We start from the raw sequence: 23834 nt of genomic DNA, 5'->3' as shown, positions 1-23834 counted from the left end.
GTTGTTTGAGGATGGTTTAACTGGGTTTGCAATACTCTTGTTTGCCTTCTTTAATATGTTGAGCGTTAAGATTTTAAGCACCAAAGGTTAAGTATATGGCTGAAGAAGATGGTTTAGATATTGGTTCCGAGGAAGGAGCGTCTGGTGGCAAGAAGAAACTTATTATCATCATTGCTTTGGTTGTCGTTCTTTTGGGTGGTGGTGCAGCGGCGTATTTTCTTTTGTTTAGTGGTTCTGAAGCACCTGCAGATTCCGCAGAGGCTGAAGCGGCGGCTTTAGCAGCAGAACCGTCGATTTATCTAGCATTAGAGCCGGCTTTTACCATAGATATGATGGTGAATGGACGACAACGTTATGTGCAGTTAAATATGACGGTTAAATCAAAAAATAAAGAACAAATGGAAGCAGTTACTCAACATATGCCTTTGATACGTAATAGTTTGGTATTGTTGTTTTCTAGTCAATCGTTTGATGAACTTAGAACAACCGAGGGGAAAGATATGCTGAAAATCGCAGCCCTGGATGCCATTAATGGTATTTTGGAGCAAGAAACTGGGCAAGGCGGCATTGATGGTGTTCTTTTTACTAACTTTGTGATGCAGTAATCATTATGTCGGCTCAAGATCTTTTATCCCAGGACGAAATTGATGCACTCTTACATGGTGCTGATGAGAAGCCAGCCGACGATGATAACGCCGATGCAAATGGTGTCGCTTCCTATGACATAACCAGTCAAGAGCGAATTGTTCGAGGTCGCATGCCGACCTTAGAAATGATTAATGAACGATTTGCTCGTTATACTCGGATCAGTTTATTTAATATGCTCCGACGCACTGCCGATGTGTCTTCAGGCGGATTGCAGGTTATGAAATTTGGGGAGTATGTGCATACCCTGTATGTTCCAACCAGTTTAAACTTAGTAAAATTTCGTCCGTTGCGAAGTACTGCGTTGTTTATTCTTGATGCCAAATTAGTATTCAAGCTGGTAGACAACTTTTTTGGTGGTGATGGTCGTCATGCTAAAATTGAAGGCCGTGAGTTTACCCCAACTGAGATTCGAATTGTTCAGCTTATGCTTGAGCAAGTGTTTGTGGATCTGACTGAGGCTTGGGCACCTGTTTTAAAATTGGAATTAGAATACATTAGTTCCGAAGTGAACCCAGCCATGGCAAACATAGTTAGCCCTAGTGAAGTGGTAGTGGTGTCTACATTCCATATTGAATTAGATGGTGGCGGTGGCGAACTGCACATTACTTTACCTTACTCCATGATTGAGCCAGTGCGTGAATTATTGGACGCAGGCGTACAAAGTGATGTCGATGAAAAAGACGATCGCTGGGGTAAATCTCTTGAACAAGATGTAAAAGACATAGATGTAAAACTCTCAGTGAATGTGGCAAATAAAAAAGCTACACTAGGTGAAGTTTTAAAATTTAAAGCAGGCGATATTATCCCAGTGGAAATGCCTGAGTTTGTTACAGTACGAGCCAATGGTGTGCCGAGTTTTAAAGGTAAATTGGGTGTCAGTAACGAACGCTATTCGATTCAGGTGACGGAAAATATTAAACCGAACAAGGTAACGAAGTAACATGGCAGAAGAGCAATCCCCAGATCAAGAAGGAATGGACGAGAACCTCGCGGATGAATGGGCAGCGGCAATGTCTGAAGCTGGGGAAACTGATGATTCAGACGAAGGCGCGGTTGATGATGAATGGGCCGCAGCGATGAATGAGCAGGACGTTCAGCCTGCCAAGTTGGAAACTTTAACTGTACCGAACGTTCCTGAAGGCGGAATTGGCTCGGATTTAGATTTGATCATGGATATTCCTGTGGTCTTGTCGATGGAGTTAGGAAATACAGAAATCGCTATTCGTAACCTAATGCAATTAACACAGGGGTCTGTGGTTGAGCTGGATAGATTTGCTGGTGAGCCATTGGACGTTTTGGTGAATGGTACCCTTATTGCTCATGGAGAAGTGGTGGTCGTTAACGACAAGTATGGTATTCGATTAACGGATGTTGTAAGTCCTTCCGAGCGAATCAAAAGATTGAAATAGTGTCTTGAAAACATCTTATATACATAAATTTATATCAGCCAGTTGTGGATCTTTATTTGCAACTGGCCTTTTTGCATCTGGTATGCAAGAAGTGTCTGCTACTGCTTCCTTGTGGAAAGTTGCTTTATCTTTGTTGGTGATTATTGCTTTTATACCTGCCAGTTTGTGGTTGTTGAAGCGATTTCAGCTGGCGCAAATGAAATTGGGTAAGACGGATATTAAGATTCTGAGTGTTCAGTCTTTGGGAACAAAAGAGAAGCTAATGTTAGTTGAAGTAGAGAATGAAAAGGTATTGCTTGGCGTGACCAGTCATACCATTACCCATCTCAAGAGCTTTCCTAAGCGAGGCCGCCCCTTTGACTCTGAGCTCGTACAAGCGCAGCATGAGCAAGTTCGTCAGTCTCAAGGCGATGACAAATGAAGCGTATCGTATTTTTACTTTGTCTATTGTTTCTCCCTGTGTTGGCTTGGGCAGAAACTGGCTTACCAGCGGTTAAATTAGTGACCAATCCTGACGGCAGTCAGGAGTATTCTGTTTCCTTGCAAATCCTTTTCATCATGACGGCGTTGACCTTGCTGCCAGCAGCGTTAATGATGATGACTTCCTTCACCCGTATTGTGGTGGTGTTGGCTATTCTGCGGCAGGCGATAGGTTTGCAGCAAACACCCTCGAATCAAATTATGATTGGGATGGCATTGTTTTTGACACTGTTTATTATGACACCGACCCTGAATCAGGTGAACCAAGTGGCGTTGCAGCCTTATCTGAATGATGAAATGACCTCGGTGCAAGCGGTAGAAGCAGCCTCTGTTCCTATGCGTGATTTTATGCTGGCGCAAACCCGAGAAGACGATATCAATTTATTTGTTAAGTTAGCAGGGCAGGAAGGTACTATCGACTCGCTTGATAATCTGCCTTTTACTATTTTGATGCCAGCTTTTGTGACCAGTGAGTTAAAAACAGCTTTCCAAATAGGTTTTATGATCTTTATTCCTTTCTTGATCGTTGACATGGTGGTGGCCAGTGTTTTGATGGCGATGGGTATGATGATGTTGTCGCCTATTATTATCTCATTACCTTTTAAAATTATGTTGTTTGTCATGGTGGATGGTTGGGCTATGATAATGGGGACACTAGCGGCGAGTTTTGGGATCTAAAGATGAATCCACAAGTGGTATTGGATCTTTATGGGCAGGGTTTTTATCTGATTGTGTTGATTGTCGGAGTGGTAATGATGCCTAGCTTGCTGGTTGGTCTTTTGGTGAGTGTTTTTCAGGCCGCTACTCAGATTAATGAACAAACGTTATCCTTTTTACCTAGGTTAATAGTCACTATCTTGGTAATTATGCAGTTAGGCCCTTGGATTCTTACTGAATTGGTGGATTTTACTACTGATCTTTTCATTAATATCCCTATGATAATAGGCTAATGCTTGAGCTTGACCCACAACAGTTACTCGAGTTAACCATCAGTTTCTTGTTGCCTTTCTTTCGTATAGGCGCCTTCTTTATGGCGCTTCCTCTATTTGGTAGTCGTCTAGTTAGTACCCCAGTACGTGCAGCTTTTGCTTTTGTTGTGTCTATTATCATTACTCCAGTGATTAACGTGCCGAATTATGACCCAATTTCCCCTGCTTATATTGTGTTGATTGCAGAGCAGTTAGTGATTGGTTTTGTGCTTGGTTTTGTGGTGACAATTCTCTTTCAGTTATTTTCTTTAGCAGGACAATTAGCCGCTATGAAAGCAGGTCTTGGTTTTGCTATGTCCAACGATCCTGCTAACGGTATTTCAGTAGCGACCATGGGGCAATATTATTTGTCTATGGTGGCTTTGGCGTTTCTCGGTACCAATGGTCATTTGGTAATGATTGAATATTTGGCTGAAAGCTTTCGTTATTGGCCCATTGGGGCTGGGTTTGATAGTCAGCGTTATTGGCAATTAGTGCTGTTGGGTGGTTGGATGTTTGAAAAGGCTTTGTTGATTGTGTTGCCATTGGCGGTTGTGGTGCTGATTATCAACTTGGCATTTGGTGTGGTGGCTAAGGCATCACCACAACTCAATATCTTTGCGTTAGGTTTTCCTATCATAATGCTGTTTTCCTTATTCTTCTTTTGGATTATGCTGGAAGAGTTCTTGCGTATTTATGCGCTTTTCTTCGAAGAAATTACCAACTGGTTGAAGGTTACTTGGGGGATTCAGGTTAATGGCTGAAAACGAAGACGGTAGTGAAAAAACGGAAAGTGCCAGTAGTAAGAAACTCCAAGACGCACGTAACAAAGGCAATATTCCCCGTTCAAAAGACCTTAGCACGGCTTTGTTGTTAGTTGTCGCCGCTGTCACCTTGTATGGAACAGGTACTCTTTTGGTAAAGGATCTAGCCATTCTATTCGACTTTAATTTTCTCGTTGAACGAAAAGACTTGTTTGATTTGAACCGTATGGTTTTTCATCTCTATGAGTCTGTGGTTGCTATGATGGACTCCATGGTACTTCTTATGTCGGTGTTGGCTGCTGCAGGTGTTATTGGCAGTATTGCTTTGGGTGGGTTGAACTTTTCATGGGAGCCACTGATTCCTAAACTGAGTAAAATGGATCCGATTGCTGGATTAAAGCGAATGTTCTCAGTGCAATCTTTAGTGGAATTGCTCAAGTCGGTTGCTAAGGTTAGTTTGGTGACTTTGATTTCAGTGTTGGTGACTTTGCATTTTTTGCCGGAAACCCTTGGGCTAACTTTTCAGAATATCCAGTTAGCCCTAGAGCATGGTGTTGATATCATTATTTGGTCATTTATTTTTGTGACGCTGGCCTTGGTTTTGATTGCTGCCATTGATGTGCCTTTTCAAGTGTGGTCGCACAAAGAAAAGTTGAAAATGACCAAACAGGAAGTGAAAGACGAATTTAAACAACAAGAAGGTGACCCTCTGGTCCGTGGGCGTATTCGTCAACTTCAGCGACAGGCGGCAATGAGTCGAATGATGTCAGATGTGCCTGAAGCGGATGTAATTATTACTAACCCGACGCATTTTTCTGTTGCGCTCAAATACGACCAAGTGAGTGGCTCTGCGCCCGTATTATTGGCGAAGGGGGGTGATTTTATTGCTCTGAAAATACGAGAGGTAGGCAATCATTATGATATCCCTGTGATACAATCGCCAGCGCTGGCGCGTGCGGTATATCATCATACGGAGATTGGTGAAGAGATACCGCAAGGTTTGTTTAAAGTGGTGGCTCAGTTATTGGCTTATGTTTACCAATTGCGTAATGCAAGAACAGGAGCGCCTATGCCTGAATCTATGCCAGATTTAGATGTGCCAGATGAATTTCAATGGGATGGTAATTGATCATGAAAATAGTTTTATTTGCTAGGGAACTTGTGTGAATTTCGACAGAAGCCGAATAACTGGACAAGTTCAAAGCATTTTTAGCGGGAACTTAGGGATTCCTATCTTGTTATTGTCGCTGTTGGCGATGATGATATTGCCTATTCCAGCTTTTCTTCTGGACGTTTTGTTTACCTTTAATATAGCACTTGCCATCGTCGTTCTGTTGGTAGCGATTTATTCCATGCGTCCGCTGGATTTTGCTGTTTTTCCTACTGTTTTGTTGGTATCCACCTTGATGAGATTGGCGCTGAATGTGGCTTCTACTCGAGTGGTGCTGCTTAATGGTCATGAGGGTGGAGACGCTGCAGGTAAGGTGATTCAGGCCTTTGGTGAAGTAGTAATTGGTGGTAATTATGTAGTGGGCTTTGTTGTCTTTGCTATTTTGATGATTATCAACTTTGCGGTAGTGACCAAGGGTGCGGGTCGTATTTCCGAAGTGAGTGCTCGTTTTACCTTGGATGCTATGCCGGGTAAACAAATGGCGATTGATGCGGACTTGAATGCAGGCATGATTGATGCGGATCAGGCTAAGCAACGTCGTACCGAAATTGCTTCTGAGGCTGAGTTTTATGGTTCTATGGATGGTGCGTCGAAGTTTGTAAAAGGGGATGCTATCGCTGGCTTATTGATCTTGGGGATCAATATTATTGGTGGTTTGTCAATTGGTATCGCCCAGCATGATTTGTCTTTTACACAAGCTATTGAGCGTTATTCACTTTTGACCATTGGTGATGGTTTGGTGGCGCAATTGCCATCATTAATGCTATCGACGGCCGCTGCTATCATGGTAACTCGAGTCAATGAGACAGGGGATATGGGGTCGCAAGTAGTCAAACAAATGTTTGGCTCTTCTAAGGCGCTCTATATTGCGGCAGGAGTAATGACCATTATGGGAGTGGTTCCTGGTATGCCACACCTTGCGTTTTTAAGTTTGGCTGCTTGCTTAGGGGGATTAGCCTATTTCTTAGAGTATCGTAAAAAACAAAAGGTCAATCAGGGTAAAAAATCTTCTGAGTCTTCAGCAACAGATGCCCCAGTACCGGCGGAATCGAAAGATTTAAGTTGGGATGATGTGGCTCCAGTGGACATGTTAGGTCTAGAAGTTGGCTATCGTTTGATTCCATTGGTAGATAAAACTCAAGGGGGCGAGTTATTGGCGCGTATCAAGGGAGTGCGCCGAAAATTGTCCCAAGATCTGGGCTTTTTGGTGCCCAGTGTTCATATTCGTGACAACTTGGATCTGATGCCTAATGCTTATCGAGTGACTTTGATGGGAGTGAGTTTGGCTGAGGCCGAAGTACACCCGGATAAGGACTTGGCGATCGACCCAGGGCAGGTATTTGGAACCATTGAAGGGGTGCCGGGTAAGGATCCTTCATTTGGATTGGACGCGGTTTGGATTGATCCGAAAAAGCGTGATCAGGCGCAAACATTCGGTTATACCGTAGTGGATGTCAGTACTGTAGTGGCAACTCATGTGAATCAGATTATGCATAAGCATGCCTACGAACTGATAGGCCATGATGAAGTTCAGCAATTGCTTAGCTTGTTGAAGCAATACAACCCTAAACTCGCAGAAGAGTTAGTGCCGAACACAGTGCCTTTGAGCGTACTACTTAAAGTGTTGCAGAATTTGCTAATTGAAGGGGTGCCATTACGGGATATGCGTACCATTGCTGAAGCTATCATGGGAGTGCAGCCAAAAACACAAGATCCTATGATATTAACTGCGGCAGTAAGAACGGCATTATCACGATTGATTATTCAAACATTGGCAGATGGCGTGGAAGAGATTCCTGTGCTGACGTTAGAGCCTCAATTGGAAAAGATGCTGATGCAGACAGTACAGCAAAGTCAACAGTCTGGCATCAAAAACGAAGAAGCGCTGATTCTCGAGCCGCAAATGGCGGAACAATTGCAAACTTCTTTGCGGCAATCTGCAGAACAGCAAGAGGCTATGGGGAATACGCCAATCCTCATAGTATCAGCGCCTATTCGCCCAATGCTTGCGCGATTTATGCGTTATGGCATGGTTAATATGGCAGTGCTTTCCTATCAGGAAGTACCGGATCACAAGCGCATAACAGTGGTGGGTGTAATAGGCCAATAAAGTTTGCCTATTGATGGTAAATATTGTGGCTATATTTATTCTGTTCTTTCGGGTAAGCTATGGATTTGTAAGAGAAATAAGCTGGAAGGATTAGGTTATTCATGCAAATTAGGCGTTTTCGTGCACCTGACATGCGTCAAGCGATACGGAAAGTTCGAGATGCTGTAGGTCCAGACGCTGTGATATTATCAAATCAGCGTTTGCCGACAGGTGAGATAGAAATTGTTGCGGCCCTTGACTACGATGGCTCTATGCCATCTTCCATGTCAAAAGGGTCTGCTTCTCCTCGCTCTCAATTTGGTCGTCAAGAATCTACTCCAGCAGCAAGACAAGATTTTACGCAAGACCCAAGTGCAGATTATTTAGAACGAATTGAACGTGCTAAACAGCAAAGGGGTACTTCCTCGCAACACGTCCAGTCAAACAAACCTTCTTCTGACATGGTATCGCCTAAGCCGTCTTATCGATATGAAGCTGTTTCGCCAATTGAAATGCCTGCCGCAGAGGACGTTGAAAAAGCGGAAGTGGAAGAAGCTCTCTCAATTCGAAATACCGAAAGTGCTCAACAGCTTCGTGACATGGAACGAGAGTTACAACAAGTTCGTGCTATGTTGGAACAACGCCAGAATGAAGGCTCAGACCATCAATCTAAGCGTGGTCAGTTGGAAGGCAAGGCGCGTGAACAACTGAAAGCGCTTGGTTTATCTGATTTAGTCGCATCGCGTTTAATGGATGATATTGACCTGAAAGGTCGAGAAGACGATTGGAACCGATTATTAGCGCATTTAGCCGATTATATTCCCGTACGTTCTGGTGGTGCAGAGCTGAGCGGTTGTATTGCTTTTATGGGGCCAACCGGCGTCGGTAAAACAACTTCAATTGGTAAAATTGCCGCTCAACATGTGCTAAAGCATGGTCCTGAAGGTGTGGTGTTAATTACCACAGATACCTATCGAATAGCGGCTCATGAGCAGTTGCGTACTTTTGGACGCATTTTGAACGTTCCTGTTGAGGTGGTAAACGAGTATTCGGATTTAAACGAAGTCTTGGCCAAATACGCTCATTATTCCTTAGTCTTGGTGGATACTGCAGGGATGAACCCTCGCGATTCGAATCTTGAGCGTCAATTGCTCATGATGAAACGAGCCCGTGCAAGCTTAAAAAAATTATTAGTATTACCTTGTACCAGCCAGCGCCAAGTGTTGAAAACTGTAGTGGATGTTTACTCTCAAGTGCAGTTGGATGGTTGTGTATTAAGTAAACTTGACGAGTCTGCTTCCTTAGGCGAGGCAATAAGTGTGGTCATTGAAGAAGGTTTACCTGTAGTATATTTGGCTGATGGTCAACGTATCCCAGATGATATTGAACCAGCTCGAGCACATAATTTAATTAGTCGTGCTGTGTATACAGCAGAACACTACAACCACCTTTTTGGGTCACTAAAGTATGGTAGTTAGTAAAATTATGTTATTTCAGAAAGCGTTGCGCCAAACTATGTAGTACAGTTTGAATGCGCAACTTACTTAAAGACGAAGGTTGCTCAGACGATTTTATGCAAACCAAAAGTGGATATGACACCTACACCAAAAAGGCAACGCTATCGATTGATGCGATTGTCGAGCAGTATGGGTATTTGGTAAAGAAAATTGCCTATCACCTATTAGCTCGATTGCCTGACAGTGTGGATATAGATGATTTGACTCAAGCAGGTATGATGGGCTTGATTGAAGCTTATAAGCGCTTTGAGTCAACCAAGGGTGCGAGCTTTGAAACCTACGCGGGTATTCGTATCCGTGGCTCTATTATGGATGAAGTGCGTAAATCTGATTGGGCTCCTCGTTCTGTACGTCGAAATGGACGTGCAGTAACCAACGCCATTAAAGAGCTTGAGGCAAAGTTAGGAAGAGATGTTTCCGATATGGAGGTTGCAGCCCATATGGGAATTGGTATGGATGAATACCATGATATGTTGCATTCATCCATGTCGACGCAGCTGTTTAGTTATGAAGAAATGCTAGACTCTGACGCAAATAATTTTGATGGAGCGGAAAGTGAAAGTGAAAATGCTCCATATGCATTGGTAGAAGAAAGTGGTTTTCAGGGGCAATTAGCTGCTGAAATTGAGAATTTACCAGAACGGGAAAAGTTGGTTTTATCCTTGTATTACAATGATGAACTAAACTTAAAAGAGATTGGTGCTGTTTTAGGCGTCAGTGAATCAAGGGTTAGCCAAATTCATAGCCAAGCGGCAATGAGATTACGTGCTAGGTTGAGCGATTGGCGAGATTAAATTATGTGTTGTGGAAATATACCTTTGGGGTGTGGAGGTTGCATTGGATAAAAACATGAAGATCCTGATTGTTGATGATTTCTCGACAATGAGACGAATCATTAAAAACTTGTTACGGGATTTAGGGTTTACCAATACAGTTGAAGCGGATGATGGAACGACTGCGTTACCAATACTTCAAGCTGGTACAATCGATTTCCTCGTAACGGACTGGAACATGCCCGGAATGACGGGTATTGAGCTATTGCGTGCCGTTCGGGCTGATGAGAAGTTGAAAAGTATCCCAGTATTAATGGTAACGGCAGAAGCAAAGCGTGACCAGATCATTGCGGCAGCACAAGCTGGTGTGAATGGTTATGTTGTTAAGCCTTTCACAGCCGTAGCACTGAAAGAAAAAATTGAGAAGATATTCGAACGAATCGATGCTGCCAAATAGGGATATTTAGATGTCAAATAAATTGGGATCTGGACTAGTGGATTTTGAAAAACAAGTAAAAGATGGCGCTGTAGAACTTTTGAACCATATTGAAGTCGGTGATTTCAGTGGTGCGATAAAGATTATCCAAGAGTTAAGCGAAGCTAGACATAACAGCTTTTATAACGAAGTGGGATGCCTAACGCGAAGTCTGCATGATGCTATTCGTGATTTTCAAATTGATTCGATGGACTTGGTTGTTAATGAAGAGTCAGAAGGTTCTTCTAAGATAACGGATGCGTCCGATCGACTGACCTATGTTATTGAAACAACTAGTGCAGCTGCCAATAAGACCATGGACATGGTTGACAGTAGTGTGCCAGTTGCCAGTGAGCTGCAAAAACAGGCGCGTGAGCTACGAAAAGATTGGGGACGCTTAATTCAACGGGATTTATCGCCGCAAGAATTTCGAGATTTGTATAAGCGAATCGACGTTTTTTTGTCGTACGCTGACGAAAGCGCTACCACATTGCATTCAAATCTAAATACGATTCTTCTAGAACAAGGCTACCAGGACTTAACGGGTCAAGTAATTTCTAGAGTAAATGAACTGATTCGAGATGTAGAAGATAAGCTTGTACATCTCGTTGCAGTTGCGGGGCGTGTTGATAGCATTTCCGGCATTGAGCATCAAGAGAAGGCACAAGAGGCTGATGATACACGAGGCCATGGTCCTTCTATTAATAAACAAAACAACCCTGAAGTACTGAATAGTCAAGACGAAGTAGACGACTTGCTATCAAGTCTTGGTTTCTAGAAGAAGGAGCTGAGGATGAGTTTCGAAGTCGATGAAGAAATTCTACAGGATTTTTTGGTAGAAGCTGGAGAAATTCTAGAGCAGCTTTCCGAACAATTAGTAGATCTAGAGCAAAATCCTGAAGATAAAGCTCTGCTTAATGCCATATTTCGTGGTTTCCATACCGTTAAAGGTGGTGCTGGATTTTTGCAATTAACGGCATTGGTTGATTGTTGCCATTATGCAGAAAACGTTTTTGACATTTTGAGAAATGGTCAGCGTCAAATTGATTCCGACCTAATGGATACCGTATTGCAAGCTTTGGATGCGGTAAACGAAATGTTTGAAGTCGTTCGTTCTGGTGGAGAACCCGAACCTGCTGATCCTGAATTGATTGCTACTTTGAGTGCTTACGCGACTCCTCCCTCTGAAGAAGAAATGGCTGCCGAAGCGGAGCCAGAACCTGAGCCAGAGCCAGAAGAACCTGTCTCTGAACCTGAACCAGAAGAAACTCCTGCACAGGATGAAAAGTCAGAGTCAGTGGATATTTCTGATGATGAATTTGAATCTCTACTAGATGCGCTAGGTGATGATGCGCCAGCTGCAGCATCTGCAGATACTACATCGAATACAGCTGAAGCTGGAGACGATGATATTACCGAAGATGAATTCGATGCATTGCTTGATCAGTTGCATGGTAGCGGAGCACCTGGTGTGAATGATGCGGATGAGTCATCAAGTAAATCTGTTGATACGGATGCCAATGCCAGTACAGCGGCTGAGTCTGATGATATCACAGAAGATGAATTCGAAGAGTTATTAGATAGCTTGCACGGTGAAGGCGCGCCAGGATCATCGGCTGAAAAAGATGATTCAGTAAAAGAGGCTGCAAAAGAAAAGAAAGAAGACAACAAGCAAGAAACATCAAAGGCAGATGCAGTAACTGATAATGCAGAATCTGATCTGATTACTGAGGATGAATTTGAGTCGCTTTTAGACACCTTACAAGCTGAGAAAAAAGCTCAGCAAACAGCAGAACCGGCAAAGTCTGAAACCAAGAAAGCCGCGCCAAAACAAGAGCAGACGGCAAAACCAAAAGCAGCTCCGGCGCCGAAACCTGCGACTAAGCCTGCGCCTGCAGCGGCTAAAGCTGACGCTCCGAAAGAAAAAGCCGCCAATGCTCCTGTCACGCAAGAAGCAACGGTTCGTGTTGATACCAAACGTCTAGATGACATCATGAACATGGTAGGGGAACTGGTATTAGTACGAAATCGTTTGGTGCGCTTAGGTTTGCAGAGCGACGATGAGTCTATGGGTAAAGCCGTTGCCAATCTTGATGTGGTAACAGGCGATTTGCAGAATGCGGTTATGAAAACTCGCATGCAGCCTATCAAGAAAGTGTTTGGTCGTTTCCCTCGAGTGGTACGAGATTTGGCTCGTAACATGAAGAAAGAAGTTAACCTAGTGTTAAAAGGGGAAGATACCGATCTCGATAAAAACTTGGTTGAGGCCCTTGCTGATCCGTTGGTTCACTTGGTGCGGAACTCTGTTGACCATGGTGTAGAATCCCCAGAAAAGCGTGAAGCAAATGGTAAGCCTCGCATGGGTACCGTTATCTTGTCAGCGGAGCAAGAAGGTGACCATATCCTCTTGTCTATCGAAGACGATGGTGCGGGTATGGATCCAGATGTATTGCGTAAAAAAGCCGTTGAAAAAGGCTTGATGGATACGGATGCAGCCGAGCGTTTATCTGACGACGAAGCCTTTAACTTGATTTTTGCTCCTGGTTTCTCTACTAAAGTTGAAATCACGGACGTGTCTGGACGTGGTGTTGGGATGGATGTGGTGAAAACCAAGATTTCTCAACTAAACGGTACTTTGGACATCAAATCTGTATTGGGTCAAGGTTCTCGCTTTATCATTAAAGTACCATTAACACTGGCTATTATGCCGACCTTGATGGTGACGTTATCTGATCAAGCTTTTGCTTTCCCATTGGTAAGCGTGAATGAAATTTTCCATTTAGATCTAAAGAAAACCAATATTGTTGATGGTCAGCAAGTGGTGGTGATTCGCGGTAAGACACTACCAATATTCCACTTACAGAATTGGTTAGTGAAAGGTTCTAAAACGGATGAAAATCCTTCTGAAGCTCACGTTGTTGTGGTTCAGGTAGGAATGAATGAAGTTGGCTTTGTTGTGGATCAACTGGTCGGACAGGAAGAAGTTGTTATTAAACCACTAGGGAAAATGTTGCAAGGTACTGCAGGTATGGCAGGGGCAACAATTACGGGTGATGGTCGTATTGCATTGATTCTGGATGTGCCTAGCATGCTAAAAAGTTATGCATCAAGGTAACAACTAAGTTATACATTTTGGAGATGTAGTATGCCGGTAAAAGTGCTGGTTGTTGATGACTCAGGCTTTTTCAGACGCCGATTGGTGGAAATATTTGAAGCGGACCCTCGGCTATCTGTAGTAGGCACCGCTAATAATGGTAAAGAAGCGATTGATAAGGTTCAGTCGCTGTCACCTGATGTGGTGACAATGGATTATGAAATGCCCGTAATGGACGGTATTGCGGCTGTTTCTAACATAATGAAAACTAAGCCGACTCCGGTGTTGATGTTTTCATCTTTGACCCACGAAGGCGCGAAAGTAACCTTAGATGCGCTTGAAGCTGGTGCAGTTGATTTCATGCCAAAGAACTTTGAGGACATATCTCGAGATTCTGTGGTGGTGAAGAAAGCTTTGGTCGATCGTGTTTTGGCTGTGGCTCGTACCCGTTTATCGGGTGGTGGCGGAAGTACTGAGCCGCTTGCACCGCGTAAAGAACACAAAGCCATTGTTACTGATCGTGGGGTAATTATCCCTCGTTCGCGAAAACGCGTTAGCCTTGTGGCTATTGGTACTTCGACGGGGGGGCCTATGGCGCTCCAAGCAGTATTAAGTAAAATCCCTGAAGACTTTTCGGCACCTCTTGTGTTGATACAGCATATGCCTGCCGCTTTTACCGGGGCTTTTGCAGAACGTTTAAACAACATATGTCAGATTAAAGTGAAAGAAGCAAAGGATGGCGATCGTCTTGAAGCTGGAGTGGCTTTACTTGCTCCAGGTGGGAAACAAATGATGATAGATTCACGTAATGGCGGTTGTGTACGTATTTTGGATGGTGATGAACGTCTTAATTACAAACCATCGGTCGATGTGACTTTTGGTTCGGCATCAAAATGTTACCCAGGAAAAGTACTGTCAGTAGTTATGACGGGTATGGGTGTAGATGGCCGAGAAGGTGCCAGGATGCTAAAAAGCTCAGGTTCTAAAGTGTGGATTCAAAGTGAAGATACCTGTGTTATTTACGGCATGCCAATGGCGGTTGAAAAGGCTAATTTGGCCGATGAAATTATCGACTTGAATCACATTGGTGAACGTATTGTACGCGAGGTCGGTTAGTGGACTTAGTCACCTTAGCAGGTTTGTTAATTGCATTTAGCTCAGTTTTCCTTGCTAATTGGTTGGGCGGTGGGGAAGTGGTTCTACTGCTCAATTTCCCATCCGCGATTATCGTTATTTTCGGTAGTCTCGGTGCAACACTCATTCAGAGCAGCATTCAAGAAGCAATTCGCGCTTTAGTTTTACTTAAATGGAGTTTATTTCCACCCGTTTTCGATTTTACCTCAGCGCGAACTACCATAAATAATCTCGCCCATAAGGCACGACGTTTATCCTTACTATCTTTAGATTCGGATGTCGGTGCTATCAACAATCCTTTTTCTACACGCGCCTTGCAGATGGCGATAGATGGCACTGACCCAAATGTGTTGTCTGATCGTTTGCACGATGATGCAATTCGCATTCACGAAAGACGAATAAAAAGTGTGTCTTTTATTGAGTCCATTGGTGGCTATGCTCCAACTTTGGGGATCATGGGATCTGTTCTAGGGCTGATACAGGCAATGGCTAATTTGAACAGTCCTGAAGCGCTGGGGCAAGGGATCGCAGTGGCTTTTGTATCAACTTTATATGGACAAGGTTTTGCGAATTTGGTGGTGTTTCCTATTGCGAGAAAGTTGTCCAATTATATTGATAAAGAATTGCTATACCATCAACTTCTTATTGATGGCATTTGTGGTATTGCGATCGGTAAGCATCCATATCGCTTAGAACTTGAGTTGGCGACTTATGAGTGATGTTGAATCTCGTTCATCTAAACGCCGTAAATTAGTAAAGTCTTCTCCCGTACATGCGTCGGGAAAAGATCGATGGATTCTCTCTTACGCTGATTTTATCACTCTACTCTTTGCCTTCTTTGTAGCTTTGTATTCCTTGTCATTAAAAAATTCTGATGATGAGAAGCGTCTAAAGGAAAGTTTACAAGGGGTGTTTGAGGCGGTACAAAAATCAGTAAAACCCATCAATATAGGAGAACCTATTGTTGGAGAGCCCAAAGACGCAGAATTAATCGAAAGTATACCCATTCCTCAAGAAGCGGCTGACGTTGAGGAAGATCAATCTTCCGCTGTTTATGCTTTATTGAGTCGTTTGGTTGAACAGCAATTTTCTGGTTTACATCAAACTGGTCAAATTCAAGTCTCAGAGTCGGCTGATTGGGTCAGTCTAGAAATGAAATCGGCTTTATTGTTCGGTACTGGCGAGTATGAACTGACTAATGAAGCGGTAGCCCTACTGATAATGGTTGCAAATGTCTTAAAGGCTTACCCATCTGCAGTAATAGTGGAAGGTCACACAGATAATTTGCCGGTAAACTCTCCACGTATTGGTAACAATTGGAACTTATCTAGTTTACGTGCTTCGTCAGTTGTAGATGAGTTGGTATATCGCGGTATGAATCCAGCAATGGTTGCTCCAATGGGATTTGCGAGTGAGCATCCCAAAGTAAGAAATACCAATGACTTTGCTCGGCAACAAAATCGTCGTGTGGTAATACGAATTAGCAAGCGAAGAGCCGATAATTTATATGATTACTTGTTTAAGTAAGCAGTTACTGTATATGATTGATTGCAAAGAATTCGTAAGCAGAAAAACAGTTTAGGATAGCGGAGAGTCAGAGTGCACATTTGGGCGGTGGCGAATCAAAAAGGTGGTGTAGGTAAAACGACGACAGTTGTGTCTTTAGCCGGACTATTGGCGGACGCAGGGCACCGTGTATTAATGGTGGATTTAGACCCTCATGGTTCACTAACAAGCTATTTCCGATTTGACCCAGACTCAATAGAGAACAGCGCTTATAACCTTTTTCAAGTATCTGGAAAAATTCCGGATGAATTGCCACCTTCTTTGATATTGGAAACTGGCCATCCCAACTTATCTCTGCTGCCTGCCTCTACAGCTTTGGCTACTTTAGAACGCCATGCCCAAGCTCAAGGTGGTATGGGCTTAGTGATCTCCAAAACCCTAGCCATTTTATGGGATGATTATGATTACGTTTTAATCGACAGTCCGCCAGTGTTAGGTGTACTAATGATTAATGCTCTGGCGGCATGCCAACAATTGATTATTCCGGTACAAACGGAATTTTTGGCTATTAAGGGATTGGAGCGTATGGTGCGTACTTTGACTATGATTAACAGAGCACGTAAGCGTCCCGTACCTTATTTGATCGTACCAACTTTATTTGATCGTCGTACTCAGGCATCCAATAAGAGTTTGCGTAATTTAAAAGACATGTACGAAGAACTTGTTTGGCACTCAGTGATTCCCGTAGACACAAAATTACGAGATGCCAGTACAGCAGGAATTGCTCCGTCGGCATTGGATTCAAGTGCTCGTGGCATCAAAGCATACGCGAGTCTGATGGATTCATTGATGAATCCAGCGGGATAGAAAATACATATGAAAGAAACAAAGAACAAAGAAGACGTATTGATTGGGCCGCAAGCCGCGGTACAACGTTATTTGGATGATTTGCTGCAAGAAGCAACGTCAGAGGCTTCTGAGTCGGAACAGCCTGTATCGGAAGAAGGTTTACAAGAGAATGAGGCTCTTGCTGAAGATGTTGAAGCAAGTTCTTTTGACAATACAGAAGAGATAGCAGAGCCTCAAGAACAAACCCTTGATGCTGAGCCGAGTGCAGAGACTGACACTTCAGCAGATAACGAGCCAAGTACTGATTTGTCTGATGCTGATTGGTCTTCCATTGATGCGTCTTTTAAGGATTTTGAGAGCGCCGTTGCAGATCATGTAGAAGAAAGTTTGCCAATTGAGCTGGAAAGTGAGCAGGCTATTGAGCCAGAGCCAGAGCCAGAGCCAGAGCCAGAGCCAGAGCCAGAGCCAGAGCCAGAGCCAGAGCCAGAGCCAAAAGGATTAATGGCTACGCCTAAACCTAGTGAGACAGAAGAGGCGTTGCAGCAAGAAGAATCTGCTCCTGCTGAAGTGGTGACCCTTTCGCCTCGCGTTGGAAAAACAGAGCCTTTGCCTTGGGCCAAAGGTCGTTTTGAATGTTTATTGTTTTACGTTGGTGGCTTGAAAATGGCGGTTCCTTTAGTGGAACTGGGCGGTATTTTTCAAAGTGGAGAAGAAAAAATAACTTCTATTTTTGGTCAGCCTGATTGGTTTATCGGTGTGGCTAACGTAGGAGATTTCAATCTAAGAACTGTAGATACCGCTCGCTGGGTAATGCCAAATCATTATGAAGGTGAGCTCAAAGAGCATTTTAAATTTGTTATTCAATTAGATCGCTCAAACTGGGGGGTCGCATGTGAAAAAGTGGCTGAGGCCATTACTTTGGAACCTGCTCAAGTAAAATGGCGAAAAGACAGAAGCAAGCGTCCTTGGTTGGCTGGTACGGTAATTGATCATATGTGTGCCATACTGGATGTACAAGGTTTTATAGAATTATTAGACGACCCTAAAAATGGCTTTAAGGGTCCTTCACAATAGGGCTAGTGATCACAGCGTGATCTTGGGAGATGTGTTATGTCTACGAATATTGCGTTAAAAGGCGCGAATCAATCGGAAGACCCAATGTTGCAATGGGTGACTTTTCGCCTAGAAAATGAAATTTATGGCGTTAACGTCATGCAGGTGAAAGAAGTTCTTCGGTACTCAGAAATTGCGCCGGTACCAGGTGCGCCAGCTTTTGTACTGGGTATCATTCATTTACGTGGTACCGTGGTCACTGTTATCGATACCTGCCAGCGCTTTGGTTTGCCCTCAGGTGAAATTACCGATGCTACGCGTATTATGATCCTAGAAGTGGAAGGCCATGTGATTGGTATATTGGTGGATGCGGTTTCTGAAGTGGTGTATTTACGTCAATCAGAAATTGAAATATCACCGAGTGTGGGCAATGATGAGTCATCTAAATTTATTCAGGGTGTGTGTCACAAAAACGATACTTTATTGATCTTGGTTGACCTCGATAAGCTGTTGTCCGAAGATGAGTGGTCTGAAGTCGCTTCAATATAATTTAGGGTAGTTGTATTTAATGGAATCTCAATGGTTATTTAACCTTCTTCTGGTGCTGCAGTTTGTATTACTGCTGGTTGTGATGACGTGGGCCTTTCGTCTATCAAAACGAATCAAGCAGCTTAAGTCACAGCAATTTGAAGCGGACATTAACCATAAAAAGCAAGTACAGGTATTGGCATCGGGTTCTATCGGAATGGGACGTCGCTTGGTAGCCATTGAGAAGAAATTAAACTTGGCAGTAGAGAAACAGTCCGAGATTTTGTCTAAAGAGGGCAGTGTTTCTTACAATCGTGCCATGGAGTTGTTGGAGATGGGCGCCACCATAGACGATTTAGTCTCTAAATGTGGTTTGATTCGTGCTGAGGCAGAATTGATTAGCTTGCTCAAGAAAGAGTCTCGCCGGGATTCAGACTACCATTGATGATCCTTAATTTGGTGAGCAAACGCGATAATTTCTGCCACTGCGAGATATAAAGATTCGGGTATTTCCTCACCCAACTCCAAAGTGCTCAGTACCTCAACCAGTTCAGGGCTCTGGTGGAGCATGACATCATTCTCTTCTGCTACCTGCATGATTCTTTCTGCTAACAATCCGCTTCCTTTAGCTGCTATAACAGGAGCGTTTTGATAATCGTATTTGAGTGCTACTGCTTTTTTCATTAGGTTCTCACGTCGATCAAAGATTGTTGACTGGGTTTATTTTTCTCTGTCTGAACTAATTTTGCTTGAAAAGCATCAAGACGTTCTATTTCAATGTCTTTTTGATTGAGCTTGTCCTTTAAAATGGGCATGTTATGTTGTAGCTTTTGTACCGTATCGAGACTTTCTGCAGCAAATAAAATACCCACTTTATTGCCTTGGATACTGGTTCGGGCGTCAAAGCGACCGGTTTCTTCAAAATCAAATTGTAATTTCACTAACCAACGGCGCTCGTGCTTTTCATGCTGCGTTTGGTTGTTATCTTGATCTATTTCAATGTGAACTAACCTGTGCTGTTGTTGCTGATCTTTGATCGGCACTTCAATGTGCAAAGGGTACATTTGGCTGTTTAATTGACCAGGTTCGCTAAGATGGCGTAGCTGATTAGTTGTAATACGCTCAATCGCATTGGCAATTTGCTCTGTGGGGATTGTGCTTGTTGTTCGCGTAATCAGCATGGCATCTTGGCTGTCTTTAAGGCGTTCCAAGTTCAATTTGAAATCCGCTGGAATCTGATTTTTTTGATCATTAAGTAGCAAGGATTCAGCAAAAGTGCCGCTGGTCTGCATGGCTTGTTTCATTGCTTCGGGTGAGCCAGTAACCTGAGGCAGGTTGGGCAGGTGTTGCAGAAGCTGTTGCAGTGCCTGTTGTGTTCGTGGTGGTAAATCAGCCCCTTCCGTTTGGGAAATCCTTTGTAATTGATTGATTAAACTATTCATTTCAGAGGCCGCCAGTTGTTTTGGTAAGCTTTGTCTTAAGGCCTGTGTCTGTAATGGCATAGATTCGTTTGCCTGTTTGGCTGGCAGGCTTTGCAGTTGATGATTCGCATCGACAAATACTCTAAGTGTGTCACCTTTTTTAAGCGCTTGTTGACTGATTAACTGAAACTCGGACTGACCGTCTGTCACTTGCAGAATATGCTGTCCCTGAGTGTGCTGAAACTGGTTAGATGCAGGTGTTTGAGTCGGTTGAGTATTGCTTCCGACATGGGGCGTTTGACCTCCAGATGTTGTGTTTGACGATGATTGAGCAGCTTGGTTACTTGCTGTTGGCGTACTGCTGTTATTAGTAAGGCTGAGGTTACTCAAGGGTCGTTTATTAAGAGAGGCGTAAGTCAACTCGGTTGGCCCTTGAGGTTGGGTTTGAGAGGCATTGTTAGTGGCGTTTGCTGAGGTATTAGTGAGACTCTGATTTACCGAGTTAGAGACTGTATTCTGTGTTGTTTTAGTAGCGTTGGTTGCATTCGTCTGATTGTTACCTAATGAGCTGTTGTTACTGACGTTGGTCTGCGCTTGAGATGGATTACTGGAAGTGGATGCTGTTGTTTGTGTTTGAGGGCTGCTGGCTTGATTAGAGGTAGAAGGATTGGCGGACGCCACATTAGATGATGACTGTGCAGTACCTGGCTGAATGGCTTGTTGCGTATTTAGCTGTGTCTGGTTAGGGGTAGTTTGCTGGCTTGTAACATTAGCGGATAAAGGGTTTGGTAAGCTGGAAACTACGGTCAGTTGAATAACCTGTGAAGCAATGTTTAGGTTACCAAGGCGCGTTTGGGTAGGGCTTGTCTGATTACTAAGCTGAGTGTTGCTGTTAGCAGGCAATTCTAAACTGGCTTGATGATGACCGTTTCGACTCATTTTAACGTTGTTTAAGTCACTGATATCAATAGCAGGACCTGAGTTAATTAAGGTAAAAGGCTGATGCTGGCTAGAAGCGTGAAGCAGCTGTACAGGCTTCCCCTGAAATAAGGTATTTTCACTGCCTAGAAATTTGATGAGCGAAAGGTTTTCAATCAGCTTCATTTCGTTGCTGAGTTTGGCTAGGGTGCCAACAGTATTTAGGCGAGCGGATGAGGTGTCCGTTGAAGAAGATTGGCCGCTAATCATTGATTTAATGTCAGAGATCATTTCGCCTACCTATTGCATCGTTATTTTAGAAATATTCTCATATAATGAGGTGAATTTACGCCTTTTTCTTTATCGGCAAGAATGGATAAACCTTTTGCAGACCAATCTATCTTTAACATTATCTGACATTTGTATAGAACGTGCCGAACATATTTTGTGTCAGCAATTAAACTATTCTCTCAAATCGGGGCATTTGTACCGTATTCTTGGGGAAAATGGTGCCGGCAAAACCTCATTGTTAAAGGTCATCTCAGGGATTCTCATGCCACTTGAGGGGCGAGTGATTGTTGATAATTCTCATGATCAAGACGATCAAGACGATCAAGACGATCAAGATACACTCATTAAAAACAGTCTTTATTTGGGGCACAGATACGGCATTAAAAGTCACCTTAGTGTGCTTGAAAATGTGACCTGCTATTGCCCACAAGCGAGCAATGAAAAGATAAAAAGGGTGTTGTTGCACCTTAAACTTTATTCTTATCAGCATAGTTTGGTTAAACATTTGTCTGAAGGACAAAGAAAGCGAGTAGCGTTGGCGCGTTTATGGTTGTCTGATAAGGCCATTTGGTTATTAGATGAACCTTTGGCGAGTTTGGATAAAGATGGCGTTGCCTTATTGGAGGCTAAATTTCAAGAACATATAAATTCAGGTGGGCTGATCGTCTTGACGAGCCATCAAGAATTATTGTCTGTGTCTGTTAAAACGATTGAACTTTTGTCATGACCTATTTGTCCTTTATACAAGCTGAACTTTTGGTAATGTGGCGGCGCAAGCAGAATGTGATGAACAGCTTGCTGTTTTTTCTTTTGGTGATCGTATTATTTCCACTTGGCATCGATTCATCTGAGGTGTTTCTTAGTAAAGCCGCAGGAGGCATCATTTGGTGTGCAACTGCCTTAGCTTGTCTTTTGTCCGTAGAAGCTTTGTTCAAAGAAGATTACCATGATGGCTCGTTAGAACAGTGGGTCGTCAGTGGTTTGTCTTTGCCAATTTTGGTTTTGCTGAAAGTGATATTGCATTCTGTAATGGTTATATTGGCATTGATTATTATGTTGCCATTATTAAGTCAGATGTTGTTTTTGCCTGCGAACAGCTTTTGGCCTTTGCTACTGAGTTTATTGCTTGCTGTGCCAAGTCTGTTTTTATTGGGAGGAATTGGCGCTGCAGTTACTGTGTCCTTGCGACAAGGAGCGGTATTGATGTTATTGATTGTTTTGCCCTTATATGTACCTATTATTATTTTTGCTACCTCTGTGATGAAATTAACGTATTCGGGGTTGCCATATGATGGTTCACTGGCCATTTTAGCGGCCATGTTTTTATTTTGCTTAGTATTGTCTCCTTGGATGACTGCTATCTGCATCAAAGCGAGCGTGAGTTAATGAATTGGGTCTGGTTACATAAATTGGGTTCACCAAAATGGTTTTATCAAAGCTTCAAACGCTGGCCAACACCTTTGTTCGTCATTGCCAGTGTATTGCTAATAACAGCCTTGATATGGGGATTAGCATTTGCGCCAGAAGATTATCAACAAGGTAACAGTTTTCGTATTATCTATTTGCATGTTCCAGCCGCCATACTGGCACAGTCTTGCTATCTAGCCTTGGGCCTTGCCGGTTTGATTTTTCTTGTCTGGAAAATCAAGATGGCTCCTTTATTCATGAGAGCGGTTGCGCCGCTGGGGGCCTTAATGGCATTTGTGGCGCTTGCTAGTGGCGCTATTTGGGGTAAGCCAACTTGGGGCACTTGGTGGGTGTGGGATGCTCGACTGACTTCGGTATTGATACTCTTGTTTTTGTATTTCGGCATAATGGCCATACAAAACGCACTTGAGGATAGAAGCGTAGCTGATAAAACCGCTGCCGTGATTGGTTTGCTGGGACTGTTAAATTTGCCCATCATCAAATACTCAGTCGTATGGTGGAATACCTTGCACCAAGGTGCGAGTTTTAAATTGACCGAGAAACCCAGCATGCCAGTGGAAATGTGGTTACCCTTATTACTGTCTGTTATTGCTTTCTATCTATTGACGGCGGCCTTGGTGTTGTGGCGAATAGAAACACAAATTATGCAGACAGAAGCCAGATCGGAATGGTTGAAAACAGAGGTTTTAAAGGATGGCATTTGACACCTTGAGTGATTTTTTAGCAATGGGTAAACACGGACTGTATGTTTGGTCTGCTTACGCCATAGGTTGTGGTAGTTTGTTGATTTTTATTTTGACGAGTATATGTCAGCGCCGTAACGCAAGGATTGCCCTGAAGAAGCGTTATCAAAAGGAAGAGTAAATGCACCCTGTTCGACGAAAACGATTATTATGGATTTTGCTTTGTGTGAGTTTATTGGCTTGCGCATTAGGCTTGGTGTTATACGCTTTGCAGCAAAACATAAATTTGTTTTATTCACCAACACAAATAGTTCAACAAGAAGCACCCTATGACACCAATATTCGTGCTGGTGGTATGGTATTAGCGGGTAGTGTAGAGCGTGATCCAGATAGTTTAGCGGTAGCATTTTTGGTAACCGACTTCCAACACAATGTGCGTATTGAATATGTGGGTATTTTGCCTGACTTATTTCGTGAAGGCCAAGGCATAGTTGCACAAGGTCAGCTTAGAAAAGATGGTGTTTTTCAAGCGACTGAAGTGCTTGCTAAGCATGATGAAAAATACATGCCCCCAGAAGTGACTGAGGCGTTACAGCAAAGCCAAACTTCGTCACAATACACAAATTAATAAGGCT

General features: G+C 43.3%; 28 protein-coding genes. 26 read left to right on the top strand and 2 right to left on the bottom strand.

The features are described 5' to 3' along the window. Positions 1-95: 95 nt before the first annotated feature. The 21 genes from ABXS85_RS07545 (at position 96) to ABXS85_RS07445 (ending at position 18903) form a co-directional block, all read left to right on the top strand. Positions 96-605 carry a flagellar basal body-associated FliL family protein gene (locus ABXS85_RS07545; protein ID WP_353669427.1) on the top strand — a complete coding sequence of 170 codons (510 nt, stop codon included), beginning with the start codon at positions 96-98 and terminating at the stop codon, positions 603-605. 5 nt (positions 606-610) lie between these two features. After that, positions 611-1588, top strand: coding sequence for a flagellar motor switch protein FliM (gene fliM / locus ABXS85_RS07540; RefSeq protein WP_353669426.1), 978 nt, complete (start codon positions 611-613; stop codon positions 1586-1588). 1 nt (position 1589) lies between these two features. Next, positions 1590-2057, top strand: a complete 468-nt coding sequence (fliN, locus tag ABXS85_RS07535; protein ID WP_353669425.1) for a flagellar motor switch protein FliN — start codon at positions 1590-1592, stop codon at positions 2055-2057. 82 nt (positions 2058-2139) lie between these two features. Further along, positions 2140-2478 (top strand): flagellar biosynthetic protein FliO, encoded by a 339-nt coding sequence (gene fliO / locus ABXS85_RS07530; RefSeq protein WP_353669424.1) that lies wholly within the window; start codon positions 2140-2142, stop codon positions 2476-2478. Next, entirely contained in the window at positions 2475-3215 is a 741-nt protein-coding gene (gene fliP, locus ABXS85_RS07525; RefSeq protein WP_353669423.1) for a flagellar type III secretion system pore protein FliP, read from the top strand. Before fliO ends, fliP begins: the two co-directional genes overlap by 4 nt. Before the next feature lie 2 nt (positions 3216-3217). Next, entirely contained in the window at positions 3218-3487 is a 270-nt protein-coding gene (gene fliQ / locus ABXS85_RS07520; protein WP_353669422.1) for a flagellar biosynthesis protein FliQ, read from the top strand. Next, complete coding sequence (gene fliR, locus ABXS85_RS07515) at positions 3487-4269, top strand: flagellar biosynthetic protein FliR (RefSeq protein ID WP_353669421.1); 783 nt, start codon at positions 3487-3489, stop codon at positions 4267-4269. Before fliQ ends, fliR begins: the two co-directional genes overlap by 1 nt. Further along, on the top strand, positions 4262-5398 hold the full coding sequence (gene flhB, locus ABXS85_RS07510) for a flagellar biosynthesis protein FlhB (RefSeq protein WP_353669420.1): 1137 nt from the start codon (positions 4262-4264) through the stop codon (positions 5396-5398). Before fliR ends, flhB begins: the two co-directional genes overlap by 8 nt. 34 nt (positions 5399-5432) lie before the next feature. Then, the gene (flhA, locus tag ABXS85_RS07505; RefSeq protein ID WP_353669419.1) at positions 5433-7550 is read left to right on the top strand and encodes a flagellar biosynthesis protein FlhA; all 2118 of its coding nucleotides are present in this window, start codon (positions 5433-5435) and stop codon (positions 7548-7550) included. Between the two features lie 101 nt (positions 7551-7651). Beyond that, on the top strand, positions 7652-9007 hold the full coding sequence (flhF, locus tag ABXS85_RS07500; protein WP_353669418.1) for a flagellar biosynthesis protein FlhF: 1356 nt from the start codon (positions 7652-7654) through the stop codon (positions 9005-9007). Between the two features lie 95 nt (positions 9008-9102). After that, on the top strand, positions 9103-9840 hold the full coding sequence (locus ABXS85_RS07495) for an RNA polymerase sigma factor FliA (RefSeq protein ID WP_353669764.1): 738 nt from the start codon (positions 9103-9105) through the stop codon (positions 9838-9840). A gap of 43 nt (positions 9841-9883) precedes the next feature. Beyond that, entirely contained in the window at positions 9884-10276 is a 393-nt protein-coding gene (gene cheY / locus ABXS85_RS07490) for a chemotaxis response regulator CheY (protein ID WP_048814102.1), read from the top strand. A 10-nt stretch (positions 10277-10286) separates the two neighbouring features. Beyond that, positions 10287-11072 carry a protein phosphatase CheZ gene (locus tag ABXS85_RS07485; protein ID WP_353669417.1) on the top strand — a complete coding sequence of 262 codons (786 nt, stop codon included), beginning with the start codon at positions 10287-10289 and terminating at the stop codon, positions 11070-11072. Positions 11073-11087: 15 nt separating this feature from the next. Beyond that, positions 11088-13409 (top strand): chemotaxis protein CheA, encoded by a 2322-nt coding sequence (locus tag ABXS85_RS07480; protein WP_353669416.1) that lies wholly within the window; start codon positions 11088-11090, stop codon positions 13407-13409. A 30-nt stretch (positions 13410-13439) separates the two neighbouring features. Further along, positions 13440-14504 (top strand): chemotaxis response regulator protein-glutamate methylesterase, encoded by a 1065-nt coding sequence (locus tag ABXS85_RS07475; protein WP_353669415.1) that lies wholly within the window; start codon positions 13440-13442, stop codon positions 14502-14504. Next, complete coding sequence (locus tag ABXS85_RS07470) at positions 14504-15241, top strand: flagellar motor protein (RefSeq protein ID WP_353669414.1); 738 nt, start codon at positions 14504-14506, stop codon at positions 15239-15241. The genes ABXS85_RS07475 and ABXS85_RS07470 overlap by 1 nt, the downstream gene beginning before the upstream one ends. Further along, positions 15234-16049, top strand: a complete 816-nt coding sequence (locus ABXS85_RS07465) for an OmpA family protein (protein WP_353669413.1) — start codon at positions 15234-15236, stop codon at positions 16047-16049. The genes ABXS85_RS07470 and ABXS85_RS07465 overlap by 8 nt, the downstream gene beginning before the upstream one ends. A gap of 72 nt (positions 16050-16121) precedes the next feature. Further along, positions 16122-16895, top strand: coding sequence for a ParA family protein (locus tag ABXS85_RS07460; protein ID WP_353669412.1), 774 nt, complete (start codon positions 16122-16124; stop codon positions 16893-16895). Between the two features lie 9 nt (positions 16896-16904). Beyond that, on the top strand, positions 16905-17951 hold the full coding sequence (locus ABXS85_RS07455; RefSeq protein ID WP_353669411.1) for a chemotaxis protein CheW: 1047 nt from the start codon (positions 16905-16907) through the stop codon (positions 17949-17951). A gap of 36 nt (positions 17952-17987) precedes the next feature. Further along, positions 17988-18479, top strand: coding sequence for a chemotaxis protein CheW (locus ABXS85_RS07450; RefSeq protein ID WP_353669410.1), 492 nt, complete (start codon positions 17988-17990; stop codon positions 18477-18479). Between the two features lie 19 nt (positions 18480-18498). Next, a complete protein-coding gene (locus ABXS85_RS07445; RefSeq protein ID WP_353669409.1) occupies positions 18499-18903 on the top strand; it encodes a DUF2802 domain-containing protein in 405 nt (134 codons plus the stop codon). Here ABXS85_RS07445 and ABXS85_RS07440 read toward each other — a convergent pair. Both ABXS85_RS07440 and ABXS85_RS07435 read right to left on the bottom strand, forming a co-directional pair. Further along, a complete protein-coding gene (locus ABXS85_RS07440) occupies positions 18894-19142 on the bottom strand; it encodes an EscU/YscU/HrcU family type III secretion system export apparatus switch protein (protein ID WP_353669408.1) in 249 nt (82 codons plus the stop codon). The two genes, ABXS85_RS07445 and ABXS85_RS07440, sit on opposite strands and share 10 nt — an antisense overlap. Further along, on the bottom strand, positions 19142-21088 hold the full coding sequence (locus tag ABXS85_RS07435) for a flagellar hook-length control protein FliK (RefSeq protein ID WP_353669407.1): 1947 nt from the start codon (positions 21086-21088) through the stop codon (positions 19142-19144). The genes ABXS85_RS07440 and ABXS85_RS07435 overlap by 1 nt, the downstream gene beginning before the upstream one ends. A 94-nt stretch (positions 21089-21182) precedes the next feature. Between ABXS85_RS07435 and ccmA the strand changes: the two genes are divergently transcribed. The 5 genes from ccmA to ccmE are packed head-to-tail and all read left to right on the top strand — an operon-like array spanning position 21183 to position 23827. After that, entirely contained in the window at positions 21183-21815 is a 633-nt protein-coding gene (ccmA, locus tag ABXS85_RS07430) for a cytochrome c biogenesis heme-transporting ATPase CcmA (RefSeq protein WP_353669406.1), read from the top strand. Next, on the top strand, positions 21812-22474 hold the full coding sequence (ccmB, locus tag ABXS85_RS07425; protein ID WP_353669405.1) for a heme exporter protein CcmB: 663 nt from the start codon (positions 21812-21814) through the stop codon (positions 22472-22474). The genes ccmA and ccmB overlap by 4 nt, the downstream gene beginning before the upstream one ends. After that, positions 22474-23220, top strand: coding sequence for a heme ABC transporter permease (locus tag ABXS85_RS07420; protein WP_353669404.1), 747 nt, complete (start codon positions 22474-22476; stop codon positions 23218-23220). Before ccmB ends, ABXS85_RS07420 begins: the two co-directional genes overlap by 1 nt. Then, positions 23210-23380, top strand: coding sequence for a heme exporter protein CcmD (ccmD, locus tag ABXS85_RS07415; RefSeq protein WP_353669403.1), 171 nt, complete (start codon positions 23210-23212; stop codon positions 23378-23380). Before ABXS85_RS07420 ends, ccmD begins: the two co-directional genes overlap by 11 nt. Next, entirely contained in the window at positions 23381-23827 is a 447-nt protein-coding gene (gene ccmE, locus ABXS85_RS07410) for a cytochrome c maturation protein CcmE (RefSeq protein ID WP_353669402.1), read from the top strand. The last annotated feature ends 7 nt before the right edge of the window (positions 23828-23834 follow it).

This window comes from Marinomonas sp. THO17, assembly GCF_040436405.1.
GTDB lineage: Bacteria > Pseudomonadota > Gammaproteobacteria > Pseudomonadales > Marinomonadaceae > Marinomonas.
This window is presented reverse-complemented; position numbering and strand designations above follow the sequence as displayed.